At 43.7% G+C, this 25,747-nt stretch carries 18 protein-coding genes; 4 read left to right on the top strand and 14 right to left on the bottom strand.

Annotation, left to right across the window (positions count from 1 at the left end; all coding sequences use genetic code 11):
- Window positions 1–431 precede the first annotated feature (431 nt).
- The 7 genes from AC5ZC7_RS31135 to AC5ZC7_RS31105 all read right to left on the bottom strand — a co-directional run bounded on the left by AC5ZC7_RS31135 (window position 432) and on the right by AC5ZC7_RS31105 (window position 14,518).
- On the bottom strand, window positions 432–947 hold the full coding sequence (locus AC5ZC7_RS31135) for a hypothetical protein (RefSeq protein ID WP_496161470.1): 516 nt from the start codon (window positions 945–947) through the stop codon (window positions 432–434).
- Window positions 948–971: 24 nt separating this feature from the next.
- Window positions 972–2,711 carry a SusD/RagB family nutrient-binding outer membrane lipoprotein gene (locus tag AC5ZC7_RS31130; protein ID WP_496161471.1) on the bottom strand — a complete coding sequence of 580 codons (1,740 nt, stop codon included), beginning with the start codon at window positions 2,709–2,711 and terminating at the stop codon, window positions 972–974.
- Window positions 2,712–2,739: 28 nt separating this feature from the next.
- Entirely contained in the window at window positions 2,740–5,898 is a 3,159-nt protein-coding gene (locus AC5ZC7_RS31125; protein WP_496161472.1) for a SusC/RagA family TonB-linked outer membrane protein, read from the bottom strand.
- A gap of 322 nt (window positions 5,899–6,220) precedes the next feature.
- Window positions 6,221–7,624, bottom strand: a complete 1,404-nt coding sequence (locus AC5ZC7_RS31120) for a RagB/SusD family nutrient uptake outer membrane protein (protein ID WP_496161473.1) — start codon at window positions 7,622–7,624, stop codon at window positions 6,221–6,223.
- 19 nt (window positions 7,625–7,643) lie between these two features.
- On the bottom strand, window positions 7,644–10,670 hold the full coding sequence (locus AC5ZC7_RS31115) for a SusC/RagA family TonB-linked outer membrane protein (RefSeq protein WP_496161474.1): 3,027 nt from the start codon (window positions 10,668–10,670) through the stop codon (window positions 7,644–7,646).
- 495 nt (window positions 10,671–11,165) lie between these two features.
- Window positions 11,166–11,855 (bottom strand): IS1595 family transposase, encoded by a 690-nt coding sequence (locus tag AC5ZC7_RS31110; protein WP_496161475.1) that lies wholly within the window; start codon window positions 11,853–11,855, stop codon window positions 11,166–11,168.
- Between the two features lie 251 nt (window positions 11,856–12,106).
- The gene (locus AC5ZC7_RS31105; RefSeq protein ID WP_496161476.1) at window positions 12,107–14,518 is read right to left on the bottom strand and encodes an MMPL family transporter; all 2,412 of its coding nucleotides are present in this window, start codon (window positions 14,516–14,518) and stop codon (window positions 12,107–12,109) included.
- A 193-nt stretch (window positions 14,519–14,711) separates the two neighbouring features.
- Between AC5ZC7_RS31105 and recO the strand changes: the two genes are divergently transcribed.
- Complete coding sequence (gene recO, locus AC5ZC7_RS31100) at window positions 14,712–15,449, top strand: DNA repair protein RecO (protein WP_496161477.1); 738 nt, start codon at window positions 14,712–14,714, stop codon at window positions 15,447–15,449.
- Here the strand turns inward: recO and AC5ZC7_RS31095 are convergent.
- The 4 genes from AC5ZC7_RS31095 to rsfS form a co-directional block, all read right to left on the bottom strand.
- Window positions 15,414–16,232: a metallophosphoesterase gene (locus AC5ZC7_RS31095; RefSeq protein WP_496161478.1), complete on the bottom strand. Its 819-nt coding sequence runs from the start codon at window positions 16,230–16,232 to the stop codon at window positions 15,414–15,416. The two genes, recO and AC5ZC7_RS31095, sit on opposite strands and share 36 nt — an antisense overlap.
- 102 nt (window positions 16,233–16,334) lie before the next feature.
- Window positions 16,335–16,970, bottom strand: a complete 636-nt coding sequence (locus AC5ZC7_RS31090; RefSeq protein WP_496161479.1) for an LUD domain-containing protein — start codon at window positions 16,968–16,970, stop codon at window positions 16,335–16,337.
- Window positions 16,971–16,978: 8 nt separating this feature from the next.
- Complete coding sequence (ftsH, locus tag AC5ZC7_RS31085; protein ID WP_496161480.1) at window positions 16,979–19,009, bottom strand: ATP-dependent zinc metalloprotease FtsH; 2,031 nt, start codon at window positions 19,007–19,009, stop codon at window positions 16,979–16,981.
- A 76-nt stretch (window positions 19,010–19,085) separates the two neighbouring features.
- On the bottom strand, window positions 19,086–19,490 hold the full coding sequence (gene rsfS / locus AC5ZC7_RS31080; protein WP_496161481.1) for a ribosome silencing factor: 405 nt from the start codon (window positions 19,488–19,490) through the stop codon (window positions 19,086–19,088).
- A gap of 159 nt (window positions 19,491–19,649) precedes the next feature.
- Here rsfS and AC5ZC7_RS31075 point away from each other — a divergent pair, with 159 nt between their 5' ends.
- Window positions 19,650–20,393 carry a biotin--[acetyl-CoA-carboxylase] ligase gene (locus AC5ZC7_RS31075; RefSeq protein WP_496161482.1) on the top strand — a complete coding sequence of 248 codons (744 nt, stop codon included), beginning with the start codon at window positions 19,650–19,652 and terminating at the stop codon, window positions 20,391–20,393.
- A 43-nt stretch (window positions 20,394–20,436) separates the two neighbouring features.
- Here the strand turns inward: AC5ZC7_RS31075 and AC5ZC7_RS31070 are convergent, their stop codons facing one another.
- A complete protein-coding gene (locus AC5ZC7_RS31070; RefSeq protein ID WP_496161483.1) occupies window positions 20,437–22,005 on the bottom strand; it encodes a glycosyltransferase family 39 protein in 1,569 nt (522 codons plus the stop codon).
- Between the two features lie 352 nt (window positions 22,006–22,357).
- Between AC5ZC7_RS31070 and AC5ZC7_RS31065 the strand changes: the two genes are divergently transcribed.
- Both AC5ZC7_RS31065 and AC5ZC7_RS31060 read left to right on the top strand, forming a co-directional pair.
- A complete protein-coding gene (locus tag AC5ZC7_RS31065; protein ID WP_496161484.1) occupies window positions 22,358–23,296 on the top strand; it encodes a helix-turn-helix domain-containing protein in 939 nt (312 codons plus the stop codon).
- A gap of 91 nt (window positions 23,297–23,387) precedes the next feature.
- A complete protein-coding gene (locus AC5ZC7_RS31060; RefSeq protein WP_496161485.1) occupies window positions 23,388–24,380 on the top strand; it encodes an aldo/keto reductase in 993 nt (330 codons plus the stop codon).
- A gap of 121 nt (window positions 24,381–24,501) precedes the next feature.
- Here the strand turns inward: AC5ZC7_RS31060 and AC5ZC7_RS31055 are convergent, their stop codons facing one another.
- The gene (locus AC5ZC7_RS31055) at window positions 24,502–24,840 is read right to left on the bottom strand and encodes a translation initiation factor (RefSeq protein WP_496161486.1); all 339 of its coding nucleotides are present in this window, start codon (window positions 24,838–24,840) and stop codon (window positions 24,502–24,504) included.
- A 20-nt stretch (window positions 24,841–24,860) separates the two neighbouring features.
- The gene (locus AC5ZC7_RS31050) at window positions 24,861–25,742 is read right to left on the bottom strand and encodes a YegS/Rv2252/BmrU family lipid kinase (protein WP_496161487.1); all 882 of its coding nucleotides are present in this window, start codon (window positions 25,740–25,742) and stop codon (window positions 24,861–24,863) included.
- Window positions 25,743–25,747 lie beyond the last annotated feature (5 nt).

Below are 25,747 nucleotides of genomic sequence, written 5' to 3'. Positions count from 1 at the left end.
AAATAACAAGTTAGTCAGAGTATTTCAGCGACAGACGCGCCTTAATAGCCTGTTAGATTTAGCAAATCAAGTTAACATCGCCATCAGTCCGTTTTTCCGGAGAAATAAATTTCCCTCGGAATTGCAGTCCTGGCCTACAAGTGATTAGCCCAATAAATTCTAAAATGGAAAAAGTTTGTCGTAACTAGTTCCCCTAAGCAAAAATATCCCAATAAAAAACGCGTACTAAACACCAATTCGTCTATTCAGTTGTAACACAGAAAAAAATCGTGGTTGTCGATTTTCGGTTTAGCGAAATTACCATGTTTAACGCAAATTTAACGAAAGCAAAATGCCATGAAATAACATGTTCGTGCTATAAGGTAAAATAAAAAAAATTAAAAAGCCGCCCCGACATGAGGCGGCTTTTAATTTTCGTATGTGCGTTCTAGTTACTTCTTAATCGTATAAGTCACTTTTAAACTGGAGCCAACATAACTGGAAGCATCCGGACCATAAGAGGATCCCACCGGATTAAATATCGGTACCATCAGTCCATTGTTCATGAACACATTTGCCCCTATTTCAAATGTAGTACCACTGTGCATCGTATCCGCCTTCGCACCAAACAAGTCAGCCAACTGTTGGGCCGTAACTGTAAAGGCAGTAGGGTAGGTGGTTACATCTGCTTTTAATACTTTTACGTTCGTATATATTTTGTTCAATGCTACTACCACATCCATTTTCTTCGGCTGTTCTTTATCGGCGAAATAAAGTCCTACACTGAATTTACCCTGGAAAGTAGCCAAATCACTTATGGTGGTACCAGACCCTTTATCTGCCTTCACCAAAGGAAGCGCTCCGCTTTTAGTATCGGAAGGCAGCCGGGGATTCTGATCTTTCTTACATCCGGTTATCATCGTTCCGGTAAGCAATGTTATTATGATGAAAGTTGTTATTCTATTCATAACCATATTTTTTTTTGCATACAATCAATTCTTATCCCAGAATACCGGGTAAGTAGACGGAATCTTCTGTTTCGGTGCATTTTGGTTTACGTTCAAATCCAAACTACTCCATGGCAAAGACAAGGGATAGTTAACACTTAACGTTACCGGAACGGCAGGTTGATTTCCCGCAATAGTGGGGTCTCCTTTTAACGGAGGCTGGAAAAATCCACCAGGCGCCATTTGTGGGTTTCTGGGATCAAAGAGAATCGGATACCCGGTTCTCCTATAGTCTGTATACTGATCCACACTATTACCAAAACTTTGAATCCATTTTTGCGTCATAATGATTTCAAGTTTTTTAGCGGCCGAACCGGCATCATACTCCGCCAGTACTTTTGCAGTATATGCCTTTTCATCATCACTTCCGGCTATCAAAGGCACTCCCTGTTGCTTGGATGCCAGCGTTACTACATAATCTACCTGCTTAAATGATTCCGCCATTGCCGCTATCAGCTTTGCCCGTGCATCACCTCCCAGTACGCCTGTTGACATCAATTCAGCTTCAATGTAAAGCCGGTCTGCATAAGTCAGCATCCTGAATGGAGCAGCACCGGTTGCCATCGATGCATCAAGACTAGCCGTATCATCTACTGCCTGATAACGGCCCCCTACGGGATAAATACCGAATATAGTCAGGGATCCATCCTGTCCAAAATTCCTGTTCACACCTACAGATCCAAAAAGAATAGAAACAAAACCACTATCCCGGTAGTCCGTTGCATTTTCTGCTTCATCATTATAATGCAATTGCTCATAGAAATAATAAGGAATTCTTGGATCCCTGTTATCCGTGAAAATATTCTTGTTATATCCTCTCAGAATTTCATAAAACCAGGGACTCATGTAGTGAGAACGTTGCGTGGCAAAATAGTCGTTATACCCTGGATTACGATCATCAGGTGTAGTACTCCTGCCATAAGTAAACATAAAACCTTCAGACGTTTGGCTAATCATTTTGTTTTCTGCTTCCAGTGCTGCTACCTGTGCAGAAACATTCTGTACCAATCGTACCTGGTTATACAATTTCAGTTTAATAGTACGTGCCAGGTTTGCCCATTTCTTTTTGTCGCCACCATAGTAAAGATCATCTCCCGCAGGAGTAATCAGATTGGCTGCATCTACGCTTAAATTAGCAATCCCCTCATCCAGCAGTGCAAATAATTTAGGATATATGTCTGCCCCCTTATCATACTTAGGATACCGGATACCATTTGGAATACCGTTTACCAAAAATTGATTGGCCTCTGAATAGGGGATATCTGCAAAAGCATCTACAAACTGACTGATGGCATACGCTTTTATAATTTTTGCGATCCCTACGTACACCATGTTTCCATTAGCCGTTCCCTGGGAAATGATGGTTTCCACATTCTGTAAAGTACCCAGTACGTCTGATCCTACCTGCGCCTGTGAACTGCTGTACATATCGGTCCAGGAACCGGTAAGGTTAATATCATTCCCATCTGATCCATATTGATCTGGATCTTCTCTTACTGTTACCTGGTGCATGTATACAGATAGCACTTCTGTTAATCCTCTTGCCCCCCTGTTATCATTGGTGAATCCCAATGCATAGGAGAGTCCTTGTTCTGCTGCTGTCAACAAACGGTTCTCCGATGTTTTGGCCGCATAGTTAGGATCTTTGTTTATATCCAGGAAGTTTTTAGTACACGCCGTCAATAATATCAACGTCCCTAAAAACACATACATCGATCTTTTCATAAATTCCGGGTTTTGACTTGTTGATAATTTAGAAACTTACTTTCAGGTTGATACCGTACCTACGGGTTGTAGGCGCACTGGATAATTCAATACCCTGTGTGGTAGTATTACCAAAGCTGTTTGTTTCCGGATTGAAGTTTGTATATTTCGGGAAGTTAGGTGCTGCGTACCATAAGTTCCTTCCTGTAAGCGTAACCGTTAAACTACCGATGGGTGTTCTGTCAAACCACTTTTTAGGCAGGTCATAACCCACCGCCAACTCACGGAAAGTGTATACGGTGGCATCAAATACGTTCCACTCGGTGGCAGCGTTAATAGCAAATGATTCTCCGAAATACATTTCGCGCAAACTGATGTTAGTGGTATTCGGTATTTTCTCTCCTTTACTGTCCAGTATAGGTTTACCGGTATTCGCATCGCCATAGAAACCGGGTATTACATAACCGGATTCGCGGTCTTTGGTATCCTTCGTTACACCACGACCTAACAGGCTGCTGGTGGTCACAGAATACATGTCGCCTCCTTTGGTCAGATCAAACAGCGCATTCAGGAAAATGCCTTTATAGTTAAAGCCCATATTCACCCCTGTTTTGAAATCAGGATTAGGATCTCCAATCATAGCCTGCTCTGTATTTCTAATCAGCAATCCGGTTTTAGGATTGATCAGCAAATTTCCCTGATCGTCCCGGTAATCCACAGTTCCTCTCAGGTAGCCGAAAGGCTTGCCAGGCTCCAGGTAAGGAGAAATGGTGTTGAGTACATTGAACAATGGAATTCTTTCTACGCCTGGTAACAGGGAAAGCACCTCACTCTTATTCTTGGTAAATACCCAGTGTACAGTCCAGGTAAAATCTTTGGTCCTGACAGGCACTACATTCAGATCCACTTCAATACCTTTATTGGATATTTCCCCGAAGTTTTCATAAAACTGGGTAAAGCCGGAAGAGCCAGGCAGCGTGATCGGCGCAATCTGGTTAGACGATTTCCTGCTATACCAGGCAAAATCCAGGGCAATTCTTCTTTCAAAGAATTCGAGTGTAGCTCCTACTTCCACATCCCTGGTAAACTCTGGTTTGAGATTCGGATTGTTGGCCGTTGGCGATTGTATAACTCCGGAAACACCTGTAATAGGGCTATTCAGGCGGAAAATAGTTTGTAGTGAATACGGATCCGCATCCCTTCCTACTTTTGCCCAACTGGCGCGGATTTTACCGAATGTGAGTACGTTGCTTTTCAAATCAAATGCCTGCGTGAATACAAATGATCCCGACACACTTGGATAGAAATAACTTCTGTTATTAGACGGCAATGTGGATGACCAGTCATTTCTTCCCGTAACAGAAAGGAAAGCCCAGTTTTTATATCCAAACTCCAGGTCTGCAAACATACCCCATAGTCTTCTTTGAGAATATAAGCCACCGTTAGGCAACACCGTTTTAGTATTGTCCAATGTATAAACGCCCGGTGATACGATTTCATTCCCCAGGAATAATCTATCGCGCGACGTACGTTGGTTTACGTTATGACCAACAATTGCTTTGAAATCGAAGTCCTGGTTCCTGAACTTAGGCGTGATGGTGGCAATGAGATTAGATTCTATTTCCTGGAACTGGTAATTATCTTCCACAATTCTTCCCAATCCTTCAGCAGCACGGGACCCGATGTCTGTTACTTCGCGTCTGAACAGGTTATTAGTATTAGTTCCAATCTGGTAAGAAAGTGCTAACCACTCTGCCACGGTATAACCAAACTTGATACCGGCTACATAGCGGTCGGTGTTAGTCGTAATCGTATTATGCCGGAATGACCACAACGGATTATCGAATTGTGTACCAATAGGCGTGATGGAACGGTCGTTGGCATCATGGTCAGGCAGTCCTGCAATATTCCAGTTCCTGGCCAGGAATAGGTTTCTGGCGAAAGAGGAAGCGGCGCCATCTACCTGGTTTTCACCAAACGGGCTACCTACCTGGTTACTGCGGGAATAAGAAAATTGAGCGCTGATGGTTAAGCCCATATCCAATTTAGTGGTTCCTCCCAAACTCAAACTACCTCTGTTGAAGCTGGAACGGGGAACATACCCGTCCTGGTTGAGGTAAGAAGCAGTAACACTCAGGGAGCTTTTCTCTGTACCACCATTGGCAGAAACAGAATTTTCAAACATGGATCCCGTTCTGAACAAATCTTTTACGTTGTTAGGATAGGCTCTGTAAGGTGTTTTCCCGGTAGAAGAAAATAACTCAGGATAAGCACCCAGGTAATCGGGCCATGCCGGGATGGAATCCAGGGTACCAAAACGAGGTCCCCAGGAGCCGTTGGCATTGGAGTATTTAAAAGAAGATCCGGCGCCGTAATCATTCTGATAATCGGGCAAACCAGCCACTTTTTCAAATGCCAGTGAAGAGCTGTAGGTTACTTCCAATCCTTTTTTGGATCTGCCGGCACTACCGGATTTGGTGGTAATAACGATAGCGCCATTAGAGGCTCTGGAACCGTACAAGGCCGCGGCAGCAGCACCTTTCAGTACGTTCATAGAGGCAATATCGTTAGGATCAAGAGAAGACAAACCACTGGAATACGCACCACCACCAGAGGTTTGCGCTGAGGTGGTTACCTGGTCATTGTTATAGGGAATACCATCTACTACAATGAGCGGTTCATTTTTTCCAAAGAAGGAGGTATTACCGCGAATGTTGATACGGGTAGCGGCGCCTGGTGTACCCTGGGAAGTACGTATGTCCACCCCGGCAACTTTACCCTGCAGGCCTTTTAACATATCGGGTTCCGACTTCTGAAGAATCTGATCCGGCTTTACCTGCGTTAAAGAATACCCCAATGCCTTTTCATCTCTCTTAATACCTACCGCAGTAACTACTATTTCACCCAATTGCTTTTTGTCGGCCTCCAGCGATATATCAATCACATTACTCGATCCTACCGACGACTCTTTAGTTAGGTATCCTACGAATGAAAACACCAGCATGGACCCGGCATCTGCTGAAATTTTATAGGACCCATCACCGGCAGTAAAAACGCCTTTTGCAGTACCTTTTACCACAACGGTTACTCCGGGCAGCGCAGAGCCGTCCTTTGCATCAGTAACCCTTCCAGTGATCGACCGCGTTTGTGCAAATACGTTGAGCACGCCAGTACACAAAAGCAGCCATAGAAGTAGCTCTTTTTTCATAAGCGATTTATTTTGATTGACAAGAAAGCAGTTAACAATGTTTAGTTCTAAGAATATAGATACATGAAGTATTATTCATAAAATACAATCAGCTACTAGCTCAACATCTGCATATCACAGTATATCACAGTATATAGTTCTTACTAAATAAAGGTGATAACACGTGATTATTTGGAAAGGTTGCATTAGATGATAAGAATGATTACATATATTTCATACACATATTTTATTTGTGGTATGTAATTTTGATCCCGATATGATCAAATAAAAAAGGGGAACGCTTGTTGGCGTCCCCCTTTTTTATTGCAAAAAAATCAATCAATTATTGACCGTAACCTGGATTCTGTTCAATTGGATTGGTGTTCAGTTCCAATTGAGGAATAGGACAAAGGGCAATCGTGGAAGCAGCACCAATGGTACAAGGAGCTGTTATTTCCAATGTATTGTGACAGAAATTGCGTACTACATCTTTGCCGTTTCTCAGGAGATCGAAATAACGATGACCTTCAAACATGAACTCTTTTCTGCTTTCATTGAGTACATAATCCAGTACTTCATTATCGGCTACGCCGGCTAATGGATCAAGACCTCTCTGCGCTCTCAGGGTATTCAGATCACTGATCGCTTTAGCAGATTGATGCAGGTGTGCGTATGCTTCTGCCCGAATCAGGTACATTTCAGCCAAACGCAACAGCTTGGGGCTGTGCATACCAGCTATACTTTCCTGACCAGCAAATTTCAGGTTGGTTTTCTCGCCGGTACTACCGTCTGAAAAGATACCGATCAACTTCTCACGTACATCGGTAGCTGTAAAGGTGCTATACAGATCCGGAGATACACGCACATCACCATAGCCTGGTTTCAGGTACATCATACCAATGTTATCAGATCCCAGGTCTTCTGCAGTACCCACAAATCTGAGTGTGAATATTTCTTCTGCACTACCAGGGGTATTATAAAAAGTAGGAATCGCGCTTGCTGGTGCTAATGAGAAACCTGCGTTTATAACGTTGGTGGCTTCATCAATGGCAGCCTGGTCATCTCCTTTTGCTAAATATACCCTTGCCAACAATGCAGATGCTGCATACTGGCTCGCATGGTATTTCGTGCTGGCGCCAACATTCGCCAGTAATTTTTTAGCGTCTGTCAGGTCGGTGATAACTCTGGTGTACACATCAGCTACAGAGCTGCGTGGTGTTTTTACGATAGCAAATTTCAGATTAACCGGCACACCTGGTTGGCTACCATTGGTATTACGGTAAGGTTTGGCAAACATATTTACCAGGTCAGAATAAGCCAATGCCCGGATAAATAATGCTTCGCCTTTCGCTACGTTTTTCAACTCCTGATCTCCTTCAACAGCATCTACGCTGTTGATGATGTTATTAGCACCCAGGATGGCTTTATAGGTTGTTTTCCAGAAGTCCGTTACATCTGCATCCTGCACATTGTATTCGCGCTTAAAACTGGATATAAAACGGTTACTGTTTTTAGCTGCCAGGTATACGTTATCGCCGCTTAATTCGGTCATCAACCAAAAGTTACGGCCATAGTATTCTTTCTGTTGCAATACATCGTATGTTCCTGCAAGCGCAGACTGTATAGCCGGTAAATCGGCTAACGCATCTCCTATTGGCAGCGAGTTGCTTGGCTTCAGATCCAGTTTTCCTGAACATGCCTGTAACAGGGTAGCTGCTGCAAATATGCCTATGATATATTTTTTCATGCTGATTATCCTTTTAAAATTACAATGTGATATCTACTCCAAAGCTCACGCTCTTATTAACCGGATATTTGAAGAATTCAAATCCATCCGTTCCGATTTCCGGATCTACACCAGAGTAGTTAGTAATTGTCCACAGGTTAGCGCCCTGCACATACACGCGCACACCCTGTATTTTAGCTGCTTTTAACATGTTAGCCGGCAGGTTATAACCTAATGTCAGGTTACGGAGCCTGATGTAAGAGCCATCTTCCAGGTAGCGGGTAGAAGAAGCATTGGAGGATTTGTTTCCACCAATCACCGGTTTAGGACGATCTGCTTTCTGACCTTCTGTAGTCCAGTAGTTCTGACCTGCTTCTACATTGTAGTTCCAACCAAAACGGCCACCATCTGCGTCACCATATCTCTTTGTACCATTAAAGATTTCATTACCCTGGTTTACATAGAAAAATGCAGACAGGGAGAAGCCTTTGTAATTAACCGTATTGTTGAAGCCCATAGTAAACTTAGGCATGGTGTTACCGAAAGTTCTGTAATTCGCTTTGTTGATATCGTTGGTGGTTTTACCATCAGCAGTATACCACAGAGGATCACCGGTACCAGGATCTACACCCGCCCATTCTCTCAGGAACCAAGTGTATGCAGGTAATCCTTCTTTCAAAATCGTATTGGTATACACGTTACCTTCATAATCTTTGAAGTTATTGATTGGCTCATGGTTGTTCAGTGCCAAAACCTTGTTACGATTCAGTGCAAAAGTAACATCGGTGGTCCAGGTAACTTCTTTGGATTGAATATTCACGGAAGAAACAGTTGCTTCAATACCACGGTTTCTGATAGTGCCTACGTTAGCTGGTCTGTCGATCATACCAACAGAAGGAGGAACAGGTACATTCATCAACAACCCGGTACTTTTCTTATTGTAAAGATCCACAGAAACAGTAAGCCTGTCTTTCAGGAAGCCCATATCAAAACCTACGTTAGCGTTAGTGCTTTTTTCCCAGGTCAGATCAGAATTTCCAATACCATCCAGCACTCCACCTGGTGCGCCGTTGTATCCAACATTATATTTGTACAACGCCATCCAGGTATAGTTACCGAAATTGGCATTACCGGAAGTACCGTAGCTGGCTCTCAGTTTCAGGTTGGAGAAGATGTGCTGGGATTTCATGAATTCCTCATCTATTATACGCCAGGAAGCTCCCAATGCGTAGAAGGTACCGTATCTGTTATTGATACCAAAACGGCTGCTACCATCTCTTCTAATGGATCCGGTCAGGTAGTACTTATTGTTGTAAGTATAGTTTAACTGGCCGAGGTAAGACACGAAACGATAGTCGTAGGTATTTCCTGCTACCGCCTGTGGTGTAGACGCTGCATCGAGCACAGGCAGTCTGCCATTGGCAAAGCCAATACCAGATGTGTTAAATCCATCAAAGTGTGTAGGCACATATTCCATTAATGCCAGGTAATCAAACTGGCTTTTTTCGCCAATATTGAAGTTACCGGAGAAGGAAGTTTGTGAAGTGATGGTTCTGTTAGTTTGACTACCTTCCAGCAAGCTTCCGCTCTTCGCATTATCAACAGCGTTGAATGCATCGGCGGTAGTTGGATCCTGGAAAGATTTCTGACGGGCCATGATCATATCAGCAGAAATATTCTGCGTAAATTTCAGCCAGTCGAATATGCGATAGCTCAGGAACATTTTACCCAAACCACGGAAGTTATAGTTGTTGTTGCTGTTCAGGGGAACTGAATACAGGAAGTTATCTCCGGTAGAAGAGTTTGCCCATGCATCTTCCATACCAGTGTACAACTTACCATTAGGCTTGTAAGGGTTCAGCATGGGAGAGTTGGCAAAACTTGCCAGCAATGGGCTGCTGTAACGGTTACCTGCACCGGCGTTGTTAGCATCGCTGTAAGACAGGTTCAGGTTCATACCGATATCCAGGCGGTCGTTTACTTTGTGTTGGATGTTAGACACCACAGAGTAGCGTTTCAGACCTGAGTAAATCAAGGCACCATCCTGGCTGAAGTAAGCACCGGAAATGTAGTACTTGGTTTTATCGTTTCCTCCGCTGGAAGAAATCTGGTAGTTCTGGGTACGGCCGTTCTGGAATGCTGCATCTCTCCAGTCGAACATATGATTCAGTAAAGAGTCTGGATATTGCGCTTTGATATCGGCTTCTGACACTTTATTTAAGCGCAGCACGTCTTTCTCGTAATTGAAAGCCTGCTCACCGCTCATCTGTTTCCATTTACCGAAGCTGGGAGCGTTAAAACCGTATTGTGCTTTGAAGTTCACGTTAGAAGTACCGGCTTTACCTTTCTTAGTGGTGATAACGATTACACCGTTACTACCTCTTGAACCATACAAACCTGTAGCAGATGCGTCTTTCAGGACGTTCACGCTTTCAATGTCGTTAGGGTTCAGGTTGGCCATGATGTCACTGCTCTGTGTTTGGTTGTCGTAGTTGAACTGACCATTGTTGATGATGATACCATCAATTACGTACAATGGACCTGCTCCGGCGCTCAGGGAACCAACACCACGGATGGTTACTTTCTGTGCGGAACCAGGTTGTCCGGAAGCGGAGGCAGATACCACACCTGGCGCACGTCCCTGCAGGATCTGGTTAACATCCGGCATAGGTACGTTCTCAATTTGTTTGGAACTTACTTCTGCAATGGAGCTTACCATTTTTTTACGGTCTACCTGGGTGTAACCGGTTACTACCACTTCGCTCAGTTGCTTGTTGTCTACCTCCAGGGTAGCATTTACTACTTCCTTGTTAGCGGGCAGTTCTTTCACCAGGTATCCTACAAAGGAGAAGGAGAGGACTGCATTGCTATTGTCTACTGTAATTTTGTAAGAACCATCCGGAGTGGACATGGTGCCCTTGTTGGTTCCTTTGATCTGAATGGTTACTCCCGGTATAGGCGAACCGTCTTTACCGTCGGTAACTCTCCCCGTCACTGTGCGGCTTTGCGCAAAGACCTGTCCGCCCAGCAATAGCACGGACAAGAGGAGAAATAACACTTTCCTCATAAGCATGATTTTGTTGTTTCCTTAACCTTAAAAAAAATAAAAATCCACATCAAGGCTATAAAGCCTTAATTCAATAAGTTTCCGTTAATAAAAGAGTTGAAGTAAAATGTAAGCTGGAATAACTTTAATACTGGAGAGAGCTGGCAAAGTAAGTGTGTAATAAATACTTTAATAATAACTAACCATTGACTTACTCTATTGCATTTTTTTTAATAAAAAAGCAACAGAAGTAATCAACTTCTTCCTCATAAGCAGTTTCCTTAGCAAATTTTCAACCGGCTTCAAATATAATAATTCTTAACAAAAAATTAAGCTGGAAAAGTTGGTGATAACATTCAGATAACAAGTTTTTAACGTTTCATTAACTTATAATAACAAAACATTATGCATATAGGCATGAAAATAAACAAGCGGCAAGATTACCGCCTGTACTCATCAACCAAAATCTAAATCGAGATTAATGTTGCCCCGCATAAAGCGGGGCACAATACCTTATCAGGAAAGGGTAAGTGGATATGTTTTTAACAACTCCAACAATACCATAAACAGATCTTCATTACGGTGATTAAACCGGTATTCACACTCTTTCAGGTGCAAATAGGCTGTGTTACGGTTTAACCCCTTAAACTTGGCCAACCGGTGCTTGGTTAAGCCCCAGAAGGCATCTACATCATCCATTTGATGGGTGTCTGTCGATTGCCCCAATCTGTACAGGCGGTACTGACCTAAGTCTACCAAACCATTAAACCGGCGCAAACGTTCTGATGCACCCTGGGTTTCCAATACGGAACGGCCGCGGGTAGCAGCATGAATCATGGAACGGCTTACATCTGGGAGAATTTCGGTGTGCAACCTGTCTGAGGATCTACAGATGCCAAAAATTACTGGCTTAACAATCCGGTCTACTTCCGGTTTTACGGCCACCAGCGTGTCGCTGTCGTGGTCCGGGGTTAGGTCACTGGGTCTGCTGTCGTAGGTTAAAACGGGAACAGGCGCAGGATGCTGCGTCTCACAGTAGCGGGCAATCTGGTGTCGTAGCTTTTTCAGATAACTGTTAATCGTTACCCTGCTTACACCGCTGATATTGGCTATCTGGGTCGCAGTCAGATCATCGGCAAACAGCCGCAGGATCTCCTTAAATTTGCGCTCGGATAAATGAGCGCCCTTTAAGTACTTATTTTTCATGAACTATGTGGTTAGAATGGCATTATAAACCTCATACTTTTTCATTATAATACCCCCCCCTTTTTTACAAGCGGTGAAAAGGGCTTTTGAATGCTGTCTACTAGATTATTTCAGGGGCTTTTTTTGTCCATTTTAGCTAAATATTTAGCAGCCCACTGCGGAATTCAGCCAATAAAAAGGCCATCGGGGTAAACAGCTGCAGTAAAACTGCTTCCGCTTACCCCGATGGCTATCATTTTTATCTCAGAAATCTACTCTTTATCGCTGATACCCAACTGCTCAATGTCGATATCTTCCTCTTCATCCAGCGTTTTCCATAACTCCTTCTTCTTCGCCTTCTTCAATAATGCCTTCTCCATCCATAACAATAACGCTGGCAATATCGTCAGATTCGTAATCATAGCTACCACTAACGTGAGAGAAGTTAACCATCCCAACGCCTTGGTACCACCAAATTCTGAAAAACTGAAAATCATAAACCCGGCAAATAAAATAGCAGAGGTATAGATAATACTCAATCCTGTTTCGTGAATCGTTTGTTTTACCGTAGCACTGATATCAAAATCATGACGTGGCAACTCCTGCTTAAAGTTAACCAGGAAACGAATCGTAACATCAATAGCTATTCCCAATGCCACACTAAATACCAGTACAGTAGACGGTTTCAGCGGCACGCCTACCCAACCCATTACACCAGCCGTTACTACCAGCGGAATAATATTAGGGATCAGCGATATAATCAACATTCTCCAGGAACGGAATAAATACAACATACACAGCATAATCAACACAAACGCCAGTACAATGCTTTCCATCAACCCATTAATAATAAACCGGGTTCCTTCCTGGAAGATAACACTGGTACCGGTAAACGTTACCTTGTAATGTGCCGTATCAAAAATAGCCGCTACCTTAGGTTGCAACGAATCCAGCAATACCGGTAACCGCTGAGACCCCACATCTTTCATATTCACACTTAAACGGGCCACCTGCTTAGTGCTGTCCATGAAAGAAGACACCAGCTTCGAAAACGTAGACGCAGGTCCTGCCGCTGTACTCGCTCCCTTCATCCGCAGATAAGGCGCCAGAAAACCCAGATCAAACTGGTTAGGCACTGCAAAGTTGGAGCTATCACCGTTATAATACGCCTGCTTCGCAAACTTGATACCTTCCACTACTGATAAAGGACGACCAAAATCAGGTTGTGAAGCAATCAGCTGGGTTAATTCATCCAGCTTGTTCAGCGTTTGCAGGTTAATCACCCCGTTTTTCTTTTTAGTATCCACCGCTATTTCCAACGGCATCACCCCCTTGAAGTTTGTTTCCAGGAACTTCAGATCTGTATACAACTTATCTGTATGAGGGATATCATCCAGCATATAACCCACAGATTGCAGGCGTCCCATACCTATCACAGACAGTACCACCAACACCACACTCACTACGTATACCCATGGACGATACTTAAATACCAGCGTATTCAGGAAATTCAGGATCGCACCAAAGAAACGGTTGTCCAGGTAGGTAGTATGCTTAGTCTTAGGCGCTGGTAAATAACTCAGCACAGATGGAAGGAAAATAAAAGAGATCAGGAAGATGAACATAATATTCAACCCTGCTACTACTCCAAACTCTTTCAGGATGGCACTATTAGTGAAACAAAATACACCAAAACCAATAGCCGCCGTAAGGTTGGTGAACAGCGTTACTATACCCATCCGCTGTATCATATGCACCAATGCCCTTGTTTTATTAGCGTCTTTGGCATATTCCGTATGATACTTACTCAGGAAGTATACACAGTTAGGAATTCCGATGACCACTATCAGCGAAGGAATCAAACCCGTCAGCAACGTAATCTTATACCCCATCAACACAATAGTACCTACTGACCAGATCACCCCAATAGCTACCACAATCATCGACATCAGTACCGCACCAAACGAACGGAAAAACAGGAATAAAATTAGCCCCGTTAAAAGGAAGGATATTTTAAGAAACAGCTTCAGCTCATCTGCCACTTTTACGGCCATGGCTGTACGAATAAGTGGCAATCCGCTCAAACGTACTTCTGTATGTTGTTTTTCCTGGAAAGCATTGGCCAATTTGGTAATTTCCTTTACCACTGCGGTACGCTTCGGCGAATTAAATACATCCTTATTTACATAAATAGCCATGAGATATGCATGGGTATCCGGATTGTACAACAAGCCCTTATAAAACAACAGCGTATTAAATACTTTTGATAAACTATCAATTACTACCTGGTTCGTCAAATCTCCCCTGAAAAGTAAATTCGCCTCCAGTTTCTGTGTACTGTCATTCTTCACCAGGTTGATCGCCATGGGTACGCTCATGATGTTTTCTACTGCAAAAACATTCTTCATATCCTTGTTCAGCTGAACATAGTCCTTGAAAAAGTCTGCCTGGAAAAATTTATCTGTTTGCACAGCGAGCATAAGCACATTACCATCTCCCCCAAATTTTTTCTTAAACTCCTGGTATTCAAGAAATTTCGGATTATCATGTGGAATTGTAGCCACATAATCATAAGACATTTGAACCTTACTGGCATAATAACCCATAAAGCCGGTACCGGCAAGCAAAAGAACAAGAAGCAATAATCGATATTTTAGCACAAAGCCTGCTAAACGTTGCCACATAAGGATTTCCTTTTTAATGGGCGTAAAGGTAATTAAAATAGCTATTAGCTGTTAACCAACCGCGATGAGCTGGCTGGTTTTAGCTACCAGTTGCAGGCTTTTAACCTTCAGCCGCAATGCCCGTATTTCACTAGCCCAGTTTGTATTAACTTGCACTTCTGTTTTTATCATCATGTAAAGCGCCCATAGCTCAATGCTTCACAAAACACGCGGCATCGTATTACGCACGGTCAGGTATGGCGATACCAGCCTGATTGCCACCATATTTACTGAACTTTTCGGAGTACAGTCTTACATGGTAAATGGCGCGCGCTCCTCTAAACCCAAAGCGGCCAAAGGCAATTTGCTGCAGCCAGGTAACATCCTGGAGCTGGTGGTATATCACAACGAAATCAGGAACCTGCAACGGATATCAGAATTTAAGCTGGCGTATATCTATCAGGCAATACACCTGAATGTGGTGAAAAACACGGTAGCGCTGTATATGATCGAGCTCCTGCAGAAATGCCTGAAGCAGCCGGAGCAACAACTGGACCTTTATTACTTCACGGAACATACCCTGCAACTGCTGGACGTATCTGCATTACCGGTAGTGGCCAATCTTCCGTTATATTTTACGCTAAAAGTAGGGGAGCAGCTGGGTTTCCGACTCAATGGCCGCTTTTCGGAATATACACCCTATCTCGACCTGCAGGAAGGCACCTTCACCGACCTGCCTCCACATCACGTTGATCATTTAGACGCCCATAGCAGTGAATTAACGGATCAGCTATTCCAATGCACGGAAATTCAACACCTGGCGGCGATTACGATGAATAAAGAAAAACGAAGGAAGTTGCTGTATGCATACCTGGATTTTTTCCGGCTGCACTTACCTGATTTTACAGAAATGCACTCACCGCCTATCCTGCACGAGATTCTGGACGCCTGACCTGGCAGCCTGCTCACCCGCTTCGGTAAAGAACTTCAGGGTCACCTCATGGCCATCATATACAGCATAAGAGAAATAATTCAGCCAATCGCCCAGGTTAATATAGCGACTGTTATCAGACAAGGAAATATCGAGGGGTAAATGTCTGTGTCCGTATATGAAATAATCGAAATGCTCTTTTTGTAATACTTCTTTGCTGTAAATAGCCAACCATTCATTTTCTGCACCCAGGAAATGTTCCAACTCCTGTCCAGTAGCAGCGCGGCTTTTACGGCTGAAGTAATTGGCCAGGGAAATGCCCCAGGCCGGATGAAGGGCGGAAAACAACCAGCGGCAAAATGGATTCCGGAATACTTTCTTGAGCATTTTATAGCCATGATCTCCGGGGCCTAATCCGTCGCCATGTCCAATATAAAACCGTTTGTTACCAATGGTATAGGTTTGCGGTTCATAGTAAACAGGGATATTCAATTCCTCTTCAAAGTAGCCATTCATCCACATGTCATGGTTACCTATAAATACGGAAATACCAATGCCTTTATCACTTAAAGCAGCCAGTCTGCCGAGGATGCGGGTATAGCCTTTAGGGATAACGTGTTTGTATTCAAACCAGAAATCGAAGATATCACCTACCAGGAAGATATGTTGGGCATCCGGTTCTATCTCGTCGAGCCATTGCAGGAGCACTTTTTCACGCTCTCTGCTGGTCGCTGCGTTGGGTGCACCGAGATGAAAATCAGAGGCAAAATATACTTTCTTATTGGCTGGTAAGAGGATGTCCATTGCTTTAAAACTTTTAGCCTTTAGCGGTTAGCTTTTAGTAGCAAAGCGATGGTTCGTTTTTCTGCTAAAGGCTAAAAGCTAAAGGCTAAATATTATTTTTATCTATTCGTCTACTAAAAATACATATACTTCTTTGGGGCCGTGAATGCCCACCACCAGTGTTTTTTCGATATCTGCTGTTCTGCTGGGTCCTGTTGCAAAGGAAATAGCAGACGGGAGGTCGTTGCCGTACTTATCTTTCAGTTTGCTCAGCGCATCTTTCAGGTCAAAGACCAACTGGTGCGTGTAGGCAACCATGATATGTACGGGGGCATATACCGGCAATGCTCTGCCACTGGGTTGTGCTGCACTCAGCACCACTGTTCCTGTACGTGCCACCAGGTATTCGCAATCGGTGATGGCAGCATCTGCCTCGTGCATAGTTCCTTGGTTGAGGGCAGGTAATTCTTCCTGGTGCATTATTTTCAGCAGGGCAGGCGTCTGACAAAATACGTTATGCCATTCTTTATTTTCACAAAGGGCACGTAAACTCTCCATCAGTTCACCTTTTCCTGTACAGAAAACAAATTTCCCCTGTAATTTGGTAAATTCTTCTGCAAACTTTAATTCCAGGCTCTCATTCTCGGTTCTGAAAACAGACGAGTTGCCCTCCGAATTTGGGAAGGGCAACTGTACTGACTGACTTAACGCATTCCGTACTCTCTTCAGAATATTTTCCTTAGCAGGAGAAATCTTCATATCACTATTTACGCATTAGCTGGTGATGGAGAAGGGTTGATGATATCTGACGGATGAACACCATCAGTAGTCATACCTTCTTTATTCAGTAAATGTTCTCTGTGAACGTCAAAAGGACGTTTGCCGATCAATCTTTCCAGGTCAGCCTGGTATAAAACTTCTTTCTTCAGCAGTTCTTCTGCCAGCACTTTCACCTGGTCCATTTTTTCGGTCAGCAGGTCTTTCGTTCTGATGTAAGCAGTAGCAATCAGTTTCCTTACCTCATCATCAATCATCTTGGATGTTTCTTCAGAGTAAGGTTTGGTAAAGGATTGTTCGCTGTTTGGATCGTAGAAAGAAACATTACCTACTTTATCATTCATACCATATACCGTTACCATTGCATACGCCATGCGGGTAATTACCTGCAGGTCGTTTTGTGCGCCGGTAGATATTTTACCGAATACCAGTTCTTCTACTGCACGGCCGCCGAGGGTCATACAGATATCATCCAGCAATTGCTCGGTATTGTATAAATATTGTTCTTTCGGGAGATATTGTGCGTAACCAAGTGCCGCTACACCACGGGGAACGATTGTTACTTTCACCAATGGATTGGCGTGTTCCAGGTGCCAGCCGCAGATAGCGTGGCCAGCTTCATGGTAAGCGATTACTTCTTTCTCTTCCGGAGAAATGATTTTATTCTTCTTTTCCAGACCACCAATCACACGGTCGATGGCATCGTTGAAGTCATCCATTTCAACCTGCGTTTTGCCTTTACGGGCAGCAATCAGGGCGGCTTCGTTACATACGTTGGCGATATCCGCACCAGCAAAACCCGGTGTCATAGAAGCCAGCTTCTTTACATCAAGGTTAGGAGAAGTTTTGATAGGCTTTAAATGCACTTCAAAAATGGTTTCTCTTCCGGCCAGATCTGGCTTATCGATAGAGATCTGACGATCAAAACGACCTGGACGTAACAACGCGCTATCCAGTACATCCGGGCGGTTGGTGGCAGCCAGGATAATAATACCACTGTCTGTTCCGAAACCATCCATTTCTACCAGCAACTGGTTCAGCGTGTTTTCGCGTTCGTCGTTGCTCATCATCACATTCTTACCTCTTGCACGGCCAATGGCATCAATTTCATCAATGAAGATGATACATGGTGCTTTTTCACGGGCCTGTTTAAACAAGTCACGTACGCGGCTTGCACCTACCCCTACAAACAATTCCACAAAGTCGGAACCGGACATAGAGAAGAAAGGTACCTGTGCTTCACCTGCCATTGCTTTCGCTAACAGGGTTTTACCTGTTCCCGGAGGACCTACCAGCAACGCGCCTTTAGGTATTTTACCTCCCAGGGCAGTATATTTTTTAGGATTTTTCAGAAAATCCACGATCTCCATTACTTCTACCTTCGCTTCGTCCAAACCAGCAACATCGTTGAAGGTGATGTTTACGCGGGTACCTTTGTCGAACAGGGTCGCTTTGGATTTACCAATATTGAAAATGCCACCCGGACCACCACTACCACCGGCAGGGCCACCCATTTTTCGCATCAGCAATATCCATAAACCAATGATGAGAATAATCGGCAATAATAACTGGAAGATAGGTTCAAACCAGCTTTGACGCTCATCATAAGAGATCTTCACCTGGTTTTCTACCGGAACACCTTCCTGTGCCTTATCAATATCTTTCTTAAAACTCTCTTCGCTACCTATGGTAAAACGGTAATGAGGGCCGGGATTATCGCCGCCAAACCTACTTTTGTTAACACCATTAAACTTAGACTCTTTTAAAGAGTCTGGTTTTATGTAGACTTCTACATATTTTTTATTTACTACAACCAGCTTATCAACGTCACCTGGTTTCAGATAATTAATCTGAAACTCCTGGAAACTGATTTCTTTGGTTGAGGTCTTAAAATCACCAAAAATGTTCATAGCCAAAAGGGCTACGCCAATAAAGGCATATACCCAGTATATATTGAACTTCGGTCCTTTCTTAGGTGATTTCTCTGAACCCTTGTTGAAGTTATTGCCTCCTTTTTCCATAATCTTACGCTCCTTTACGGATGTTTATTGCAATCAGAATAATATGAATAATTAAATTCTAAAACAACTGTTTTGTCTAGTCTTCGGTGTGGTCCATTCTATCAGCATCGCTCCACATTTCTTCAAGATTATAGAACTTCCGGTTTTCAGGTTGGAAAATATGCACAACAACATTCACATAATCCACCAAAACCCAGTTTTGTGAACTAAATCCTTCGTGCTTATATGGTTCCTCTGATGTACGCTTCTCTACCTCGTCTGATACATAATCAGCAATGGCTTTCACCTGGGTACCTGAATTGGCTTCACATATAATAAAGAAATCGGCCACGGCTTCAGGAATCTGGCGTAGATCCAGGGATACGATATTTTCCCCCTTCTTATCCTGTATGGCCTTTATGATGGTGGTAAAAATTTCACTTTCTCTGGTCAGGCGTAACTGCGCCTTTTTTCTCGTGCTCAGAACGGTTAAGGGTGCCAATAAATCTCGTTTTTGTTAAAAATAATCTTTAATTGTCAAAGTTACTAAACAAGCAGTAATATAAGATGTTTAATCTCACCTGCGGGCCTCCTGAAATGTTAATTAAATAATAAAATGAATTACTTTTCGGGCCAGATATACAGACTAAAAAAGTTTCATGTGATAGGATACCCGTTTCATGTATTAGACGAAATAGACAGCACCAATAACTATGCCATGGAGCAGGTAAATTCAGGGCAGGTGACATCCGGAACTGCCTGGTTTACCAGCAACCAAACCGCAGGGAAAGGCACCCGTGGGAAGCAATGGTTAGCCCAACCAGGCGATATCAGTGCCCTCAGTATTGCCCTCCAACCGGCTATGCTGCCGCTTTCCCGGCAATTTATGCTCAGCGCTTCCGTGGCACTGGCAGCCGCCGATTTCTTTACCACCTACGCCGGCGATGAAACCGTTATTAAGTGGCCAAATGACATTTATTGGCGTGACAGAAAGGCAGGAGGCATCCTGATTGAAAATGTATTGCGCGGAAATATGTGGCAATATGCCATTATCGGTATCGGGCTCAACATTAACCAGGCCGCCTTCCCACCGGAATTACCCAATGCCGTTTCTCTCCGGCAAATTACCGGCAAAGTCCGGGAAGCCACTGACATGGCCAGGGAATTATGCACGTTCCTGGATAAAAGAATCCGGCAACTACAGCCCGCCAATTATGATACCCTTCTGCAAGAATATACCAGCCGGCTTTTCCGCTGGCAACAACCTGGATTTTACCGTAAAGACGGGAAAATTTTTGAAGGTACTATCCGGGGTGTACTCCCCGACGGACACCTTCAACTGGAAAAAAATGGCGAAATCCTGTCCCTGGGGTTCGGAGAAGTAGAATTTATCCTGAATCGGTAAGGTCGTAACCCCGCCACGCCGGACGAAAGGCGTGGCGGCTATGTTACCTGGATCTTCCTTCATATTCTCCCTGCTTCTCCTGCCATACCTGCTTCAGTCGTGCAGGCAGCCTGGGCGACAAATCAGATAACAGGTAAACATCTGCCCCATACTCATATTCACGGGAAAGCGTATCCTGCAACGTACCAGTTTGTAGAATTTTTCCGGCCAGCTTCAACGTTTCTCCCTGCGGGCGCTTCCCAACCTTAATTATGTAACGGATACTATCCATTTCAGGAAACCAAAAAACATAATCGGCATCAAATGATACAGCCAAAGGCATCTTTCCTTTGTTATAGTAGTTTAATGCACCAGCCTCCCCATAATTACTGGTAATAATCAACGTATAGGGTTTATCCGCCGCAGGCACCTGTTGCCAGGTTTGCAAGGCCATCGCCGCCAACTGGCGCCATCCCAACATATCTGCGAAATCCTGTGGTAAAGGATGATCCTTGCCGTCTTCCCAACGCAATAGCCCCAATGCTTTGAATTTACCTGCCTTTTCACTGATCTCTGCAGGCTTCATTACCGGGAAAACCACATTCACCAGTAACGCAAACGGCACTATAATAATGGCAGCCCACAACCACCGGAGATGCCGCGTCCAATCATGTGTAAAAATCCGCTCCCAGTAAACACTCCCAAATGCCAGCAATACCGGGTATAACCCCAGGGAATAATAACTTTTTGCCCGCAGATAGGTAAATGATAACATTGTTAACCCATATATCAGCAGTATAATACGGTAAGAATGGAAAGGACGGTAAAACAGCAAGCCAATAAACGCCGCTACAACAATAAATGCCCCACCGATAAAGAAAATCAACTGATCACTAATAAATGTCATGCGGTTTACATGCACCAACTGACTTTCAGCCAACTCCTTCATATGATGTAATACCGGCAAACCATGTTGCAACTGCCATATAATATTGGGCGATACCATCAGCAAAGCAATGGCCGCCCCCAGGTACAAATATTTATTTTTAAATACCTGCCGGTGCGACGATAACAGCAAGGCGCCCACCAGGCCTACTACCAGGAATATAATATTATATTTATTGAGAATACCTATGCCTGTTATTACTCCCATCCACAACAAATATTTATCTTTTTGGGTGTGCAACCATTGCAGGAAAAACCAGAATAATAATGTCCAGGCAAGTATGTCAAAAGAATTTGGCTGATACAAAATGTTCACGCGACTCATCCCGGAACAAATAAATACCAGTGCAGCCAATACCTGCGCAAACCATCGGCCGCCCAGCACTTCTACTATCTTCCAAACCAATATCATGGTACATACACCATACATAGCCGGAAAAAACCTTACCCAGAAAACGCCATTGCCCAGCCACTGTATCAGCAGGGAATTTATAGCAGTAAATGGAGGCACAGAAAGATATCCGGCAGACAGATGATTTGCCATATCCAGGTGGAGATATTCATCTCTTTGCAAATCATACCAGGAACGTAATATCCCGAACTGAAAAGCCAGTTTTGCAAAAATAATAGTCAATAACAACCAAACGGGCGAACGATATGGCGATGGAGTAATGGTAGATGTGCTCATAAAAACAGGGACAAAAAAAATGTATACTTATCTCAAAAAAAACGGAAATACCTGCTGTTGAAGCAATGTATTTCCGTTGATAATTTATAGAAGTTCTTGTTCAAGGCATATGTGGCAGGCCGCTCTACATAGCAATCATCAGGGCTCGATGATAACAAGATTTTGGTTGATAAAGGCGTTAACAAATTGTGAAATTTTTTCTATTTCAGCAAAAATGAAATTGCAACATAGTTTCATTTTTAAAAAACATACAGCGGCAGCAAGGATTTACGGGTTATCTTCTCCTGTAAAACTTAACATTGGCAGTATAAGCACACGTCTTATTTATTCCGGAATTGATTAAATTTGGAGTATGTCTAAAAATAAAAATGCTTCCATTGGGCTAAAAACGATTTCTGAATTTAGTGATGACCTGCTCTTGTATTCGCCCAAAGAATTAGTTCCAAAAGCTCCGTTACGTGGGAGTTTTACCGTACAGGCAAGAACCGCTTTCCCTTGTGTAGATGAAGTAACCGCCAGCAGGAGAGACTACTACAAAATAAGTTTCTTCAGTAAAGGCAGTGGTATTTTTACCATGGGAGAGGAGCGCCATGAGATAGATGGGCCTACTTTACTTTTTCTCAATCCATACGAGGTAAAAACCTGGCGCCCGTCTTCAGAGGAGCAGGAAGGATATTTCTGCCTGTTCACCGATCTCTTGTTTGAGGCACAAACATCACCACAGGAAAACCTGTTACAACATCCGCTTTTGCAACTGGGAGCACAGGCGGTATTCAAACTAAACACCGAACAATGCGAATACCTTCAATCCATTTTCAGGCAGCTGATGAGAGAATATAACGAAAATGCCGCTTTCAAACAGGAAGCAATTCTCATATACCTGAAGTTATTGTTACTGGAAGGCAAACGCTTATCTTCCCATACCCATCACGTTCACCGGCAACTTTCTGCGGCCCAGATGCTGGCACATCGTTTTACCGACAAACTGGAAAAACAGTTTCCAATCGAATTCAATCACAACCAGGTAAAACTGAAAACAGCCAAAGAGTTTGCACAGGTATTAAACACACACCCTAATCACTTAAATGCTTCTGTAAAGCAGGCTACTGGTCGCACGGTAAGCGAACATATACGTCAGCGTATTTTGCTGGAAGCCCGTTTGTTGCTCATTCACACCGACTGGCAAATTGCGGAAATCGCCTGGTGTCTTGGTTTTGAAGATCCTGGTAACTTTACGCACTTCTTTAAAAATCATAGCAACGTATCCCCGCATATTTACCGGGCACAATAATGCTTTGATATTAACAACTATTACTTTGCCTCCTACAACCGGGCAACCTGTATCTGCATGTACTTTTGTATCACTTTAAAACTACATCAATATGCACTATAGAAAACTCGGAAAGACAGGCGAATCAGTATCTGCAATTGGACTGGGTTGCATGGGTATGTCATTCGCATATGGTAATAGCCAGGATTTCAATGACGAAGAATCACTCGCTACATTGGAGCTTGCACTGGACCTGGGTATTAACTTCCTCGATACCGCAGACATGTATGGGGATGGCGCCAACGAAATTCTTCTTTCAAAAATATTAGCAACTAAGAGAAATAAAATTTTCCTGGCTACCAAATTTGGATTCAGGTATAAAGAAGACGGAACCCGTTTTTTTGATGGCTCTCCCAAATACCTGAAAGCAGCCTGCGACGCCAGTTTAAAAAGATTAGGGGTAGATGTGATTGACCTCTATTATACCCACCGTATAGACGATACAGTACCCGTTGAAGACACCGTAGGCGCTATGGCCGACCTGGTAAAAGAAGGCAAGGTGCGCTATCTTGGCTTATCAGAAGCAGGTGTAGACTCCATTAAAAGAGCATATGCCGTGCACCCGATTGCCGCTGTGCAAACAGAGTACTCCCTGTTTACCCGCGATATAGAAGCGGAAATCTTAGCCACTACCCGTGCATTAGGCATTAGCCTGGTGGCCTACAGCCCATTGGGCAGGGGCCTTACCACCGGCGCGCTCAGTAGTGCAGACTCATTAAGCAGCGACGATTTTCGCCGAGGTTTACCCCGCTTTCAGGAAGGTAATTTTGAACAAAATCTTCAAATGACAACAGCCCTGGCTGCCTTCGCAAAAGAAAAAGGTATTACAGCAGCGCAATTATCACTGGCCTGGTTATTGGCACAGGGAGAAGATATTATTCCCATTCCAGGCACCAAACGCAGAAAATATTTACTGGAAAATGCAGCCGCAGCAGATACTACCTTATCAGCCGCAGATCTTGCCACCATTGATCATATCCTCCATCAGCATACGGTAGCCGGCGCCCGCTATACAGAGGGTGGCATGAAGATGGTGAACAGATAGTAGAAAGCATAAGGCAAAAAGCGGAAAGCATAAAACTATTATAGCGAATGATTAAGCGTAAGAAAAATCCGCGCTGATCATTCGCTATAATAGTTTTATGCTTTCGCCTTTATGCTTGTAGTTACTTGGTTCTCTTATAACCCCAATCCAGCAACCACTTGATTATTTTTTCTTTGTAGTCGCCCTGTATCAGTATTTCACCGTCTTTAACACTACCGCCGGTACCACATTTGGTTTTAAGCTCTTTTCCCAATTTCTCAATATCTTCTTCTTTACCAACAAAGCCGGTAACCAGGGTCACTACTTTTCCGGCGCGCTGTTTTTTATCGAGTACTACTCTCAAAATTTGTTCTGCCGGCGCCAGTGTTTCGGCGGCTTCTTCCGGTGTTGATTCGAAGGAGAAGTTAGGATCAGTGGAATATACGATTCCACTACCTGGTGTATTTTTCTTTTTCGACATCTCTCTAAAATATTTAAAGGTTATTCGTTTACCACTACATTAAGTGCCTGTGACTGTATCCGTATGCGTACCATCCCCTTTTCAGTGAGCGGCACGGCATCGCCATCTACCTGTAGATATTGCAGTGCATTACTGCGGATAGTGATATCCTTACCTGTATAATGCCTGATATAACGTGTTTGATCTATGTTACCCATCAGCGAAAAAATGCTTACCGGCAACAGGCTAAGAATGCCTACCGGCGGCATAATGCAAAGGTCCAGTTGTCCGTCGAACACACTCGCCTTGGGAGCGAGTTTAAACTCATATCCAAACTGGTTGCCATTGGCAACTGTGAGCAGAAATGCTTTGGTTTGGAAAGTTTGCCCATCGATGTCGATGGTATATTCTGCAGGATCGTAGCTGTTAAAACTTTTCAGCACCAGTTTGGCGTAGCCTGATAATCCACGCCTGGTATTATGCCTGAACTGTTCTGAAATCAATGCATCGAAACCAACGCCTGTATTACTGAGGAAGAGGTGTTCATTCGCATAACCCACATCAATGGGGCGTTGCTTATTGTTAACAATCAGTTGCAATGCTTTGTCAATATTCAACGGAATTTTCAGGGCGCGGGCCAGTCCATTTCCGCTACCCAATGGTAATATCGCCATCGCGGTATTGCTGCCAATCAGCCCTTGTGAAATTTCGTTGATAGAGCCATCGCCGCCAACGGCTACCACGGTGTGTACGCCATTTTTAACAGCTTCCCTGGCAAGATCGGCTCCATGACCAAGATAAGCCAGGTAGGCAGTGCTCACTTCATACTGATCAGCCGGAAAATGTTTGCTGATGGCATGTTCCAATCGCTTCTCCCGATCAGTACCCGCTTTGCGGTTGATGATAAATAATATCTTCTTCAAAAAAA

This window comes from Chitinophaga sp. 9-1-y, assembly GCF_059511905.2.
The sequence above is the reverse complement of the archived record's forward strand: the minus strand, read 5'-3'. Positions and strand labels throughout refer to the sequence as shown.

Excerpts from the sequence above, each read along its gene's own strand:
- AC5ZC7_RS31070 (WP_496161483.1), bottom strand. The coding sequence starts at position 22,005 with ATGAGCACATCTACCATTACTCCATCGCCATATCGTTCGCCCGTTTGG.
- AC5ZC7_RS31135 (WP_496161470.1), bottom strand. The coding sequence starts at position 947 with ATGAATAGAATAACAACTTTCATCATAATAACATTGCTTACCGGAACG.
- AC5ZC7_RS31095 (WP_496161478.1), bottom strand. The coding sequence starts at position 16,232 with ATGGACATCCTCTTACCAGCCAATAAGAAAGTATATTTTGCCTCTGAT.
- AC5ZC7_RS31110 (WP_496161475.1), bottom strand. The coding sequence starts at position 11,855 with ATGAAAAATAAGTACTTAAAGGGCGCTCATTTATCCGAGCGCAAATTT.
- recO (WP_496161477.1), top strand. The coding sequence starts at position 14,712 with ATGCTTCACAAAACACGCGGCATCGTATTACGCACGGTCAGGTATGGC.
- AC5ZC7_RS31130 (WP_496161471.1), bottom strand. The coding sequence starts at position 2,711 with ATGAAAAGATCGATGTATGTGTTTTTAGGGACGTTGATATTATTGACG.
- ftsH (WP_496161480.1), bottom strand. The coding sequence starts at position 19,009 with ATGGAAAAAGGAGGCAATAACTTCAACAAGGGTTCAGAGAAATCACCT.
- AC5ZC7_RS31090 (WP_496161479.1), bottom strand. The coding sequence starts at position 16,970 with ATGAAGATTTCTCCTGCTAAGGAAAATATTCTGAAGAGAGTACGGAAT.
- AC5ZC7_RS31115 (WP_496161474.1), bottom strand. The coding sequence starts at position 10,670 with ATGAGGAAAGTGTTATTTCTCCTCTTGTCCGTGCTATTGCTGGGCGGA.
- AC5ZC7_RS31125 (WP_496161472.1), bottom strand. The coding sequence starts at position 5,898 with ATGAAAAAAGAGCTACTTCTATGGCTGCTTTTGTGTACTGGCGTGCTC.
- AC5ZC7_RS31060 (WP_496161485.1), top strand. The coding sequence starts at position 23,388 with ATGCACTATAGAAAACTCGGAAAGACAGGCGAATCAGTATCTGCAATT.
- AC5ZC7_RS31055 (WP_496161486.1), bottom strand. The coding sequence starts at position 24,840 with ATGTCGAAAAAGAAAAATACACCAGGTAGTGGAATCGTATATTCCACT.
- AC5ZC7_RS31120 (WP_496161473.1), bottom strand. The coding sequence starts at position 7,624 with ATGAAAAAATATATCATAGGCATATTTGCAGCAGCTACCCTGTTACAG.
- AC5ZC7_RS31105 (WP_496161476.1), bottom strand. The coding sequence starts at position 14,518 with ATGTGGCAACGTTTAGCAGGCTTTGTGCTAAAATATCGATTATTGCTT.
- AC5ZC7_RS31065 (WP_496161484.1), top strand. The coding sequence starts at position 22,358 with ATGTCTAAAAATAAAAATGCTTCCATTGGGCTAAAAACGATTTCTGAA.